We start from the raw sequence: 11,288 nt of genomic DNA on the forward strand, positions 1-11,288 counted from the left end.
GGCGACGGCAGAGCGCACACCCCCCGGATCCGGGCGTTCCGTTCACACCCCGTGTGAAGTCACCTCTACTACGCTGGCCACACCGAGTCACCGGAGGGCCTCCATGCAGCCCAATACCCTGCTCGACGCGATCCTCGACGAGGCGGGAATCTCCCACGCGGGCCTGGCTGCCCACGTCAATCAGGCGGGGAAGAGGCGAGGCCTCGCCCTGCGGTACGAACACACCGCTGTGTCACGGTGGTTGAAGGGTCAGCGCCCGCGAGGCCAGGTGCCCGACCTGATCTGCGAGGTACTGGCGGGGCGACTCCAGCGCACCGTCACCCTCGACGACATCGGCCTCGGCGTGCCGGGCCTGCCGGCCGTCGGGCACCACTCCATGGCCTCGACGCTCTCCGGGTTCGTGGAGCGGGCCACGGCTTTGTGGCGCTCGGACGAACAGCAGCGCCCGCACCTCCTCGGCGCCCCCGCGGTCACGGGAACCCCCGCGGTGATGCCGGTCTGGGAGTGGGAGAATCCGCCTGAGGACGTGGACGTCTCGCGGGGCGGCAGGCATCCGGTGAGCACGGCCGACATCGACATGATGCGCGCGGCCCGCGCCCACTACGAGCAGATGTACCGCAAGACAGGCGGCATCGCGACCCGCACCCGCATCGTCGGCTTCCTCAACGCCGAGGCCGCGCCGCTGCTGCGCGGCAGCTACACGGACGAGACGGGACGCCAACTGCACAGATCCACCGGCGGGTTGGTGGCCATCGCGGGGATCTGCGCCTACGACTCGGACGCGCACGGCCTGGCCCAGCGCTATTTCCACCAGGCCCTGCGGCTGGCGAAGGCCAGTGGGGACAGAGGTCTTGGCGCGTATGTCATCGCGCTGCTCGTCAACCAGTCGCTGTTCATGCGCGAGTACCGCCAGGCGGTGGCCTTCGCGGAGGCCGCGCTGCGCGCCGCGGGGCGCGAGCTGACCCCGGCCCTGGCCTCCGATCTCTACGCCATGCAGGCCAAGTCGTACGCACACCTGGGCGATGGCAGCAGCGCGCTGTCGTGCATCCGGCGTGCGGAGGTCGCGGCGGATCGCATCCGGCGTGGACGTGAGCCGGACGAAACCGGCTATGTCCAGCCCGGACTCGTCAACGTACAAGTGGCGGAGGCGCTGCTCAGCCTCGGCGACCTCTCGGGGGCGTACGAGCATGCTGCCGCGGCGGTGGACACTCCGGCACATGACAGGGGCCGGGTCCATCGACTCGCCATGCTCAGCCAGATCGAGCTGCGCCAGGGGAACACCGACGAGGCCGTGGCCACGGCGGTGGAAATGGCCGAACAGGCACGGGGGATGGAGTCCCAACGGCTGCGCGACCGGCTGCGGGCCGTGCGGGAACATCTGGTGCGCAGTGACTGCGCGGGCACGGCCGAGGCAGCCGAACTCATCGACGGGGCGCTGCGCGTGCCGCTGTGACCTGAAGGGCGCACCACTGCTCTGAACCCCCTCCTGCTGCGATATTGCCATCTACTCGGCGGAAGGTGGCAGAACCGTGCAGTGGACGAAACAAAGCGAACAAACTGTGTATGAAAATCGATGGTTCACGGTCAATCTGGCAGATGTGGAGCTGCCCGACGGCCGGCACCTCGATCACTTCCTGATACGGCTGCGGCCCGTCGCCGTGGCCACCGTCGTCAATGAGGCCAACGAGGTGCTGCTGCTCTGGCGGCACCGCTTCATCACCGACAGCTGGGGCTGGGAACTCGCGGCCGGAGTCGTCGAGGACGGGGAGGATCTCGCGTACGCGGCCGCCCGGGAAATGGAGGAGGAGACCGGCTGGCGGCCGGGCCCGTTACGACACCTGCTGAGTGTCGAGCCGTCCAATGGGCTCACCGATGCAAGGCACCACATCTACTGGTCCGACGAGTGCACCTACATCGGTCATCCCGAGGACGACTTCGAGTCCGACCGCCGTGAATGGGTCCCACTCAAACTCGTCCCTGACATGGTGGCCCGCGGAGAAGTACCCGCCGCCAACATGGCGGCGGCACTACTCCTCCTGCACCACCTGCGTCTGGGCCAGGACGCGCACTAACGGCCGATGGCCTGCCAGATCGCCACGGCGAGCGCACCGACCGCCGTCAGGGCGAGCAGGGCGGGCAGCGGCCATCGTGTGTGCTCGAGTGCGGTGATCCTTACGGTCAATTCATCCTGGTTCTTGACGCTTTGTTCGTCGTGTTGGGTGAGCAACGCCAGCTCTCCGTCGACGCGGGTCAGGCCCACGTCCAAGCTGCGGCGTAACTCGGCGAGTTCGTGCGGGACCACGCGATGCTCGGGGTCGGCGGTCACTGGTCCGCTCCTCTCTGTAGCTGTCGATCCCCCTGCTACGCACAGAAAGTCAACTCGCCTGGTGGCCGGGGCGGGAGAGTGTGCGAAGGGCATATGCGAGCCCATGGCGCACACGGTGTGTGAACGCCGCGGGCCCGGCACTCGATCGAGTGCCGGGCCCGCTTGCGGTGCGAAGTGCCGGATGCAGGTGTGAGCCGCGTCAGCCGTACGGGTAGAAGCCCGAACCGGACTTGCGGCCGAGCCGGCCCGCGTCCACCATCCGCTGGAGCAGCGGGGGAGCGGCGTACAGCGGCTCCTTGTACTCGGCGTACATGCTGTCCGCGACCGAGGCGACGGTGTCGAGGCCGATCAGGTCGGCGAGCTTGAGCGGGCCCATCGGGTGGGCGCAGCCCATCTCCATGCCGTTGTCGATGTCCTCGCGGCTCGCGATGCCCGACTCGAACATCCGGATCGCGGAGAGCAGATACGGGATGAGCAGGGCGTTGACCACGAAGCCCGAGCGGTCCTGGGCGCGGATCGCGTGCTTGCCGAGCACCTTCTCGACCATGGACTGCGCGCGGCTGATCGTCCCCTCGGACGTCGTGAGCGCGGGGATCAGCTCGACGAGCTGCTGCACCGGTGCCGGGTTGAAGAAGTGGATGCCGATGACCGCGTCGGGACGGGACGTCGCGACGGCCAGCTTGACCAGCGGGATGGACGAGGTGTTGGAGGCGAGGATCGCGTCCTGCCGGGTCACCACCTGGTCGAGCACCTGGAAGATCTCGGTCTTGACGGCCTCGTTCTCGACGACCGCCTCGATGACGAGGTCGCGGTCGGAGAACTCCCCGAGGTCGGTCGTGAAGCTGAGCCGGGCGAGCGTCTCGTCCCGCTCCTCCTCCGAGATCTTGCCGCGTTCGGCGGCCTTGGAGAGAGAGTTGTAGAGCCGGGTGCGGCCGATCTCCAGGGCCTCGCCGGTGGTCTCCGCGACCATCACATCCAGTCCGGAGCGGGCGCAGACCTCCGCGATCCCGGCGCCCATCTGGCCACAGCCCACTACTCCGACGCGTGCGATGTCGGGCATAGAGTCGGTCACCTCGTGCCTTTCGCTGATCAACGGGCGGGCAGTCCCCCGTACGGTTGCGGTGTCTGCCCCAGCGGTGAACGTTACCGCCGAACCTCCGGTGCATGACGTGCCGGGTCGGGCATGCTGTCCCGTACAAGCAGCGGTTCCGGCGGATATGCAGGCCAGGGGGCGAGCGGATGAGGCGTATGTCACGCCGAGGTTTCACGATTGCGGCAGCCGCGATGGTGGCGGGGCTCACAGCCGCGGGGGACGCGGCCGCGGTGCCCGGGAAGGCCCCCTCGCGCCGCGAGCTGCGGGGCATGTGGCTGGCGACCGTCGCCAACCGCGACTGGCCCTCGAAGCCCGGACTCACGGTGGCCGAGCAGCGCGCCGAACTGATCGGACACCTCGACACGGCCGTACGGCGTCGGCTGAACGCCGTGATCTTCCAAGTGCGGCCCACCGCCGACGCCTTGTGGCCCTCGCCGTACGAACCATGGGCGGAGTGCCTCACCGGCGTGCAGGGCAAGCATCCCGGCTGGGACCCGCTGGGCACCGCCGTGGCCGAGGCGCACCGCAGGGGCCTTGAACTGCACGCGTGGTTCAACCCCTTCCGCATCGCCAACCACACGGACCCCTCGCGGCTCGTCCCGACGCACCCGGCGCGACTGCACCCCGACTGGGTCGTGCCGTACGGCGGGAAGCTCTACTACAACCCCGGCCTGCCCGAGGTGCGCCGTTTCGTCCAGGACGCGATGCTCGACGCCCTGCGCCACTACGCCATCGACGCGGTGCACTGGGACGACTACTTCTACCCGTACCCGGTCGCCGGGCAGGTCTTCGACGACGACGACGCCTTCGCGCGCTACGGCGGCGGTTTCCCGGACCGGGCCGCCTGGCGGCGCGACAACATCGACCGCCTGGTGCGGGAGATGGCGACGCGCGTGAAGAAGGTGCGCAAGCACGCGCAGTTCGGGATCAGCCCGTTCGGTGTCTGGCGCAACGCCTCGACCGATCCGCTCGGTTCGGACACCCAGGCCGGTGTGCAGACCTACGACAACCTGCACGCCGACACCCGTGGCTGGGTCAAGAAGGGCTGGCTCGACTACATCTGCCCGCAGCTGTACTGGAACATCGGCTTCACCGTGGCGGACTACGGCAAGCTGCTGCCCTGGTGGGCCGATGTCGTCGAGGGCACGGGCGTGCGCCTGTACGTGGGGGAGGCCCTCTACAAGGCGGGCGACCCCGCGCAGCCCGCCGCCTGGCAGGACCCCGCCGAGCTGTCCCGCCACCTCACCTACGCCAAGGGGTTCCCGCAGGCCCGCGGCCATGTGTACTTCTCGGCGAAGGAAGTGGGCGTGGACAAGATCGGTGCGATGGCGCGCGTGGTGGCCGACCACTACCAAAAGCCGGCCAAGCCACCCCGCTGACGCCGGTCGGGTCCGTCCCCGGACGTTATGAGGCCGGGTCCTGGTGCCGTACGACGGTGTCGGGGCCCGGTGACAGCAGCGTCTCGTGGCCGTCGTCGAAGCGGACGCGATACGGCGGGCCGCCGTCCGCGCCGAGCACCTCGACGACCTGTGCGATCCGGTCGTGCTGCCCGACGGTCCTGCCGTGCAGCACCAGCTCGTCGCCTACGGTTGCACGCATCTGGAGCGACCTCCTCGTCCCACCCTGCGGTTGCTTTCCGTGGCCGCAAGTCTACGTCCGGTGGCGGGACCTTGAGCCCCGGCCGTCGGCGGCAGAAGGGCCTAACCGCGCGCCCGTTGGGTCACCGCGATGCACACGAGGACGGCCGCGGCGGTCAGGGGTGCGGCCGGGGTGAGGTGCTCGCCGAGCAGGAACACCGACCAGACCAGCGTGAGCAGTGGCTGCGCCAGCTGGAGCTGGCTGGCCTTGGGCACGCCGATCGCGGCCATGCCCCGGTACCAGACGACCAGGCCGAGGAACTGCGAGCCGATGGCGGCATAGAGCAGGCCCGCGGTGCTGTGCCCGGTGAGCTGGAAAGGCTCGTGCTGGAGGGCGACGGCGGCGCCGATCACGGCGAGCGGCAGGCACCCGACCAGCGCCCAGCCGATGACCTGCCAGCCCGGCATCTCCCGGGCGAGGCGGCCGCCCTCGGTGTAGCCGGCCGCGCAGATGAGGAGCGAGGCGAAGAGGTAGAGGTCGGCCGTCGACAGGGCGCCGCCGCTCTGCTGGACCGTGAACGCGATCACCGCCGCCGCGCCCGCGAGGGCCGCGGCCCAGAACGTCCGCGAGGGACGGGCCCCGGTGCGCAGCGCCGAGAGCACGGCGGTGGTCAGCGGGAGCAGGCCGACGACGACCGCCGCGTGGGCGGTGGTGGAGGTCTGCAGGGCGAGTGTGGTGAGCAGCGGGAAGCCGACGACGACTCCGGCGGCCACGACCGCGAGCCCGGCCCAGTGGCGGCGGGCGGGCAGCGGGATGCGCAGGGCGAGCAGGGCGCCGCCCGCGATGACCGCGCTCAGGGCGCAGCGCAGGGCCACGAACGACCAGGGGCCGATGCCTTCGAGGCCCCAGGCGGTGGCGGGGAAGGTGAGCGAGAAGGCGGTGACGCCGAGCGCGGCCATGACGGTGCCGCTGCGGCGGGAGCCGTTCTGCGGGGGCTCCGCGACTGTGGCTGCGGTGGTGGTGACCGCTATCCCGGTCGGGCGAGTAGCGCTATCCTGTGCTGTCATGCACGAGAGTAGCAGTGTCGCTGAGTTGGCCAAACGGTTGCGGGACGAGTTGGACCGCTACTCTCCAGGTGGAAAGCTGCCGTCGAGCCGGGCGCTGGTCGAGCGGTTCAGGGTGAGCCCGGTGACCGTGTCGCGGGCCCTGGGGCAACTGGCCGCCGAGGGCCTGGTCGTCACCCGGCCCGGCGCCGGAGTCTTCCGCGCCGAACCGCAGGCCGCCGCGGCGCCGGCGGGCGACACCTCCTGGCAGGAGGTGTCGCTGAGCGCCGACGCGGCGACGGAGCTGGTGCCGCGCGCGGTGGACGCCTCCGGGGTCCTGGTCACGCTCGCGGCGCCCTCGCACGGTGTCATCGAGTTCAACGGCGGCTATCTGCATCCCTCGCTGCAGCCCGAGCGCGCGATGGCGGCGGCCCTCGCCCGGGCCGGGCGGCGGCCCGGCGCGTGGGGGAGGCCGCCGATCGACGGCCTGCCCGAGCTGCGGGAGTGGTTCGCGCGGGGGATCGGCGGCGCGATCACGGCTGCCGAGGTGCTGATCACCGCGGGCGGCCAGAGCGGGCTCACCACGGCACTGCGGGCGCTCGCCCCGCCGGGCGCACCCGTCCTGGTGGAGTCGCCGACGTACCCCGGCATGCTGGCCATCGCCCGCGCGGCGGGGCTGCGGCCGGTACCGGTCCCGGTGGACATCGACGGCGTACGCCCCGACCTGCTCGCCGCGGCGTTCCGGGCCACGGGGGCGCGGGTGTTCGTCTGCCAGCCGCTGTTCCAGAATCCGACGGGGGCGGTGCTCTCGGCCGAGCGTCGCCCGCAGGTGCTGCGGATCGCGCGTGAGGCCGGGGCCTTCGTCATCGAGGACGACTTCGTGCGCCGTCTCGTCCACGAGGATGCGGGGCCGCTGCCGAGGCCCCTGCAGTCCGACGACCCCGACGGGGTCGTCGTGCACGTCTGCTCGCTCACCAAGGCCACGTCGCCGAGCTTCCGGGTGAGCGCGCTCGCCGCGCGCGGGCCGGTCCTCGAACGGCTGCGCGCGATCCAGGTCGTCGACCACTTCTTCGTGCCGAGACCGCTTCAGGAGGCGGCGCTCGAACTGGTCGGTTCCCCGGCCTGGCCGCGCCATCTGCGCAACGTGGCCGCCGAGTTGAAGGACCGCAGGGACACGATGGCCGCCGCCCTGCGCCTCCACCTGCCCGAACTCGCCCTGCCGCACATCCCCGCGGGCGGCTACCTCCTGTGGCTGCGGCTGCCCGACGGCACGGACGAGGCGGCCCTGGCGGGAGCGGCACTGCGCGCGGGCGTCGCGGTGGCCCCCGGCCGCCCGTACTTCGCGGCCGAACCCCCGGCGGCACACCTGAGAATGAGCTTCGCCGCGGTCGCCGGGGTCGGAGAGATCGCCGAGGGGGTGCGCAGGCTGCGGGGGGCGTGCGACGAGGTGTGGGGGAGCGTGGTGAAGCCTTGACCTGCGCGGCCGGGCCCTCCACGATCACCGCATGTCTGTTCCCGTCCCCCTGGATGACCGCCCGTGGCCTGAGGAGGCCCCGCCCGAGGAGTTCGGCGCTGCCTGGCGGCGGCTCGCCCCGGCGGCACGGCGCTGCCTCGAACTCGCCCACCGCTCGCTGCGGGGCGGCGGGCTCGCGGTCGGCGCCGTGCTCACCGACGAGGCGGGGGTGATCGTCGCCGAGGGGCGCAACCGGGCGTACGACCCTCCGGGCGGGGACGACGTCCTCCAGGGGACGCCCCTCGCGCATGCGGAGATGAACGCGCTGGCAGGCGTGCGCACGGAACGGGAACTGGGTGGGCACGTCCTGTGGAGCAGCCACGAGCCGTGCGCGATGTGCGCGGCGGCGGCCGCCTTCACGGGGGTCGGGACGGTGCGGTACGTCGCGCGGGACCCGTGGGCACTGGCCACCGGGCAACCGTCGTCGTCGGCGGAAGCCCTGGGGGATTCCGCCTGGGAGACGTGCGCCCATGTCCTGTTCCTGCGCGGCATCGTGCAGCAGCGCGGCGCCGGGCATCCCACCGTGCGGGGCAACGCGGGAATCGCCCCGGAAGCCGTACGGATCGCTACCTGCCCGGACTTTCCGGATACGGAGGATGTCGCGGAGCTGTGCGCGGTGCTGTGGGGCCGCATCGCGTGTAAGCCGTCGTGAGGATCAAGTCCTTGGTGGGGCCCGCGACCCGCCACCGCATGCGCCAGTGGCGGTCGTCGTAGGCCTCGAACTCGCCGCGGTAGAGGTCGAGTCCGCACGGGTGGTCGGCGGTGTGTCTGCCGGTGCGCAGGTCCAGGTCGTGGAAGGGCCGGCCGTCGGCGAACAGGACGTGCGCGGTGGCCGGGTCGTCGCCCGGCACGAAGCGGAGGGTGCGCTCGGCGGGGCGGGGAGTGCCGCGCCAGGTGAACGTGCCGGACTCGTGATGCAGGAGGCCGCCGTCGTTGGCCGGAGTGAACACCGTCGTGCCCGAGAAGTGCCCCTCCGCGTTGCCCGCCAGATCCCGCGCCGTCCGCTCCACCTGCCAGGTCCCGGCCAGGTACGCCAGCACGTCCGGCACGCCGTGTCGCGTGCCGTCGTGCGTGGCTGCTTCATCCGGAAGGGGCATGCCCGCAGGCTACGCGGCCGTCGCCCCCGCCCCGCTCCCGGGATGTCTACTTGTCGACGAAGCCGAGACTGTTCTCGTCGTACCGCGTCCCGGCGACCGCACTCGCCGGCGCCGCCGCGTCGATGGCCGCGAGCTCCTCGGCGGAGAGCTCGACGGCGAGCGCGCCCAGGTTCTCCGTGAGGTACTTCTCCCGGCGCGTCCCCGGGATCGGCACCACGTCGTCGCCGCGGTGCTGGACCCACGCGAGGGCCAGCTGGCCCGCGGTGACCCCCTTCTCCTCCGCCAGCGTGTTGAGGGCGGCGACGATGGGCAGGTTGCGCTCCAGGTTCCCGTCGGCGAACCGCGGCTGGGCGCGCCGCATGTCCCCTTCCTCAAGACCGGCGACCGAGGTGTAGCGCCCGGTCAGGAAACCGCGGCCGAGCGGCGAGAACGGCACGATGCCGACGCCGAGTTCACGGCAGACCGGCGCGATCTCCGCCTCCAGGTCCCGCGTCCACAGCGACCACTCGCTCTGCAGCGCGGCGATCGGATGCACCGCGTGCGCCCGCCGGATCGTCTGCGCGCTCGCCTCGGAGAGCCCGAGGTGACGTACCTTCCCGGCCTCGACGAGCTCGGCCATCGCGCCGACGGTCTCCTCGATGGGCACGTCCTGGTCGACGCGGTGCAGGTAGTACAGGTCGATGTGATCGGTCCCGAGCCGCCGCAGCGAGGCGTCGCACGCCTGTCGTACGTAGGCCGCGTCGCCCCTGATCCGTGTCGGCTCGCCGAGGCGGTTGGCGAAGCCGAACTTCGTGGCGAGGACGGCCTGCTCGCGGCGGCCGGCCAGCGCGCGGCCGATCAGTTCTTCGTTGTGCCCCTCGCCGTAGAAGTCGGACGTGTCGAGCAGGGTGACGCCGAGGTCGAGGGCGCGGTGCAGCGTCGCGATCGACTGCGCGTCGTCCGAGGCGCCGTACGCGTGGCTCATCCCCATGCAGCCGAGCCCCTGCGCCGAGACGGTCAGTGCACCGAGACGGCGGGTGGGAATGCTGGTCATGCCGTTACCTCCAGGTGGAGCCGTGTGCCCGTGTCGGGCGGACGGCTCCGACCCTAGGAGCTGGAGTCAGCTCCAAGTCAAACCCTTTGTAAGGGCGTTGAGTCGCACGAGCGGTGAGACGGTCACTTCTGGTCCGCCGCCGCGTACAGCGCCGCCACGTCGATCTTCTTCATGCCGAGCATCGCGGCCATGGCGCGCTGCGCCCGTGCCTTGTCGGTGTCGGAGATGAGCTCGCCCAGGGCGGCGGGGACGACCTGCCAGGAGAGACCGAACTTGTCCTTGAGCCAGCCGCAGGGGCCTTCCTCGCCGCCCTCGGAGAGCTTCGTCCAGTAGTGGTCGACCTCTTCCTGGTCGGCGCACTCGATCGTGAAGGAGATCGCCTCGTTGAAGGTGAACTGGGGGCCGCCGTTGAGCACCAGGTACGGCAGGCCGTCGAGCTCGAAGTCGACGGTCATCACCGTCCCGGCCGGCCGCGGCCCGGCGTCGCCGTAGTGGGCGACGTTCGTGATCTTCGAGTTCGGGAAGACCGACACGTAGAACCTGGCGGCGTCCTCGCCCTGCGTGTCGAACCAGAGGGTGGGCGTGATGCGGGGCATGACTCTCTCCTGTCGTCGGCGTGGAGCGGCACGGCATGTGTCTGTCTGTACTGACCCTCACGCGCGCAAGAACTCATCGCCACCCGCGCGCCCGCGCGCAAAAAGCTGTGCCGCCGGCGGTGGCTGTGTCAGTGAGCTGGAGGGGCGCTCAGCTCGATGGCGCGCTCCATGCAGCGCAGCCGGGCGGGCGAGAAGTCGTACGGCATCTTGCCGATTGCCTCGAAGGCGCTCATCGACGCGTTCTCCTCGCCCTTCAGGTCGGCGTCGTACAGCTCGAAGAGCTCTTCCTCGGCCTCTTCGAGCCCGGCAGCCTCGATGGCCTGCTCCAGGGCCTTCTGGAAGGCGCATCGCCGGACGGCGATCTCCTCGACGCGCGGGTCGTGAGGATCGACGGTGTCGTCCAGCGCCTCCTCGGCATCGTCGAGGCGGTCGGCCTCGGCCCGTAGCTCGGGGTCGGCCGCCAGCACGATGCACACACTGGCCTGGAGAGCGGCACCCAGCGGGCCGAAGATCCGTTCCGACACCAGCAGGCTGTCCAGGTCGGACTGGCGCAGGGCGTCCGAGGACAGACCCCGGAGCCGGTCGGTGACCAGAGGGGAGAGAAGGCCCAGCGGGCTGCCCGCTTCCCGAAGCTGGCGCACGGTCGCACGCCGGCGCCGGAGGGCGGCTTCCTGGGCGGCCAGGGTCTCTTCCAGCCGCTCCAGGGTCTCGTCGATGGTCCGGGTGCCGTCGAAGGAGGTCCGGATGTCGTCCAGGCTGATGCCGGCCTCCGTCATCCTGCGGATCCACAGCAGGCGGATCATGTCGTCGTGGCCGTAGCGGCGTTTCCCGTCCCCGCCCCGCCCGGGCTCCGGCAGCAGACCGATGGCGTGGTAGTGCCGGATGGCTCTCGGCGTGGTTCCGGCGAACGCGGCGGCATCACCGATCTTGACCTGCCGGGGCGTGCTGAGGGGGAAGTCCATGAGGGGCCTTTCGTGCAGTGCTCCCTTCACGACAACACATGACGCCA

General features: G+C 71.1%; 13 protein-coding genes. 5 read left to right on the forward strand and 8 right to left on the reverse strand.

Annotated elements, in window-relative coordinates; translation table 11 throughout:
- Positions 1–103 precede the first annotated feature (103 nt).
- Positions 104–1,453, forward strand: coding sequence for a transcriptional regulator (locus AB0I66_RS29200; RefSeq protein ID WP_363210924.1), 1,350 nt, complete (start codon positions 104–106; stop codon positions 1,451–1,453).
- Positions 1,454–1,529: 76 nt separating this feature from the next.
- The gene (locus tag AB0I66_RS29205; RefSeq protein WP_363210925.1) at positions 1,530–2,072 is read left to right on the forward strand and encodes an NUDIX hydrolase; all 543 of its coding nucleotides are present in this window, start codon (positions 1,530–1,532) and stop codon (positions 2,070–2,072) included.
- On the opposite strand, the gene AB0I66_RS29210 is transcribed toward AB0I66_RS29205, so the two are convergent.
- Together AB0I66_RS29210 and AB0I66_RS29215 are read right to left on the reverse strand one after the other, a co-directional pair.
- Positions 2,069–2,326: a hypothetical protein gene (locus tag AB0I66_RS29210; protein ID WP_363210926.1), complete on the reverse strand. Its 258-nt coding sequence runs from the start codon at positions 2,324–2,326 to the stop codon at positions 2,069–2,071. The two genes, AB0I66_RS29205 and AB0I66_RS29210, sit on opposite strands and share 4 nt — an antisense overlap.
- A 199-nt stretch (positions 2,327–2,525) precedes the next feature.
- Positions 2,526–3,386: a 3-hydroxybutyryl-CoA dehydrogenase gene (locus AB0I66_RS29215; protein WP_363210927.1), complete on the reverse strand. Its 861-nt coding sequence runs from the start codon at positions 3,384–3,386 to the stop codon at positions 2,526–2,528.
- Between the two features lie 179 nt (positions 3,387–3,565).
- On the opposite strand from AB0I66_RS29215, the gene AB0I66_RS29220 reads away from it, so the two are divergent.
- A complete protein-coding gene (locus AB0I66_RS29220; RefSeq protein WP_363210928.1) occupies positions 3,566–4,798 on the forward strand; it encodes a family 10 glycosylhydrolase in 1,233 nt (410 codons plus the stop codon).
- A gap of 25 nt (positions 4,799–4,823) precedes the next feature.
- Here the strand turns inward: AB0I66_RS29220 and AB0I66_RS29225 are convergent, their stop codons facing one another.
- Together AB0I66_RS29225 and AB0I66_RS29230 are read right to left on the reverse strand one after the other, a co-directional pair.
- Positions 4,824–5,018, reverse strand: coding sequence for a DUF1918 domain-containing protein (locus tag AB0I66_RS29225; RefSeq protein WP_363210929.1), 195 nt, complete (start codon positions 5,016–5,018; stop codon positions 4,824–4,826).
- A gap of 101 nt (positions 5,019–5,119) precedes the next feature.
- The gene (locus AB0I66_RS29230; RefSeq protein WP_363210930.1) at positions 5,120–6,064 is read right to left on the reverse strand and encodes a DMT family transporter; all 945 of its coding nucleotides are present in this window, start codon (positions 6,062–6,064) and stop codon (positions 5,120–5,122) included.
- Here AB0I66_RS29230 and AB0I66_RS29235 point away from each other — a divergent pair.
- A complete protein-coding gene (locus tag AB0I66_RS29235) occupies positions 6,063–7,514 on the forward strand; it encodes a PLP-dependent aminotransferase family protein (RefSeq protein WP_363210931.1) in 1,452 nt (483 codons plus the stop codon). The genes AB0I66_RS29230 and AB0I66_RS29235 overlap by 2 nt on opposite strands.
- A 31-nt stretch (positions 7,515–7,545) precedes the next feature.
- The gene (locus AB0I66_RS29240; RefSeq protein WP_363210932.1) at positions 7,546–8,205 is read left to right on the forward strand and encodes a deaminase; all 660 of its coding nucleotides are present in this window, start codon (positions 7,546–7,548) and stop codon (positions 8,203–8,205) included.
- On the opposite strand, the gene AB0I66_RS29245 is transcribed toward AB0I66_RS29240, so the two are convergent.
- The 4 genes from AB0I66_RS29245 to AB0I66_RS29260 form a co-directional block, all read right to left on the reverse strand.
- Positions 8,120–8,650, reverse strand: a complete 531-nt coding sequence (locus AB0I66_RS29245) for a DUF6314 family protein (RefSeq protein ID WP_363210933.1) — start codon at positions 8,648–8,650, stop codon at positions 8,120–8,122. The two genes, AB0I66_RS29240 and AB0I66_RS29245, sit on opposite strands and share 86 nt — an antisense overlap.
- Before the next feature lie 46 nt (positions 8,651–8,696).
- On the reverse strand, positions 8,697–9,683 hold the full coding sequence (locus AB0I66_RS29250) for an aldo/keto reductase (RefSeq protein WP_363210934.1): 987 nt from the start codon (positions 9,681–9,683) through the stop codon (positions 8,697–8,699).
- Positions 9,684–9,805: 122 nt separating this feature from the next.
- On the reverse strand, positions 9,806–10,279 hold the full coding sequence (locus AB0I66_RS29255; RefSeq protein WP_363210935.1) for a VOC family protein: 474 nt from the start codon (positions 10,277–10,279) through the stop codon (positions 9,806–9,808).
- A 128-nt stretch (positions 10,280–10,407) separates the two neighbouring features.
- A complete protein-coding gene (locus AB0I66_RS29260; RefSeq protein WP_363210936.1) occupies positions 10,408–11,241 on the reverse strand; it encodes a MerR family transcriptional regulator in 834 nt (277 codons plus the stop codon).
- Positions 11,242–11,288 lie beyond the last annotated feature (47 nt).

The organism is Streptomyces sp. NPDC050439 (genome assembly GCF_040655335.1).
In the GTDB taxonomy this organism is placed as follows: Bacteria; Actinomycetota; Actinomycetes; order Streptomycetales; family Streptomycetaceae; genus Streptomyces.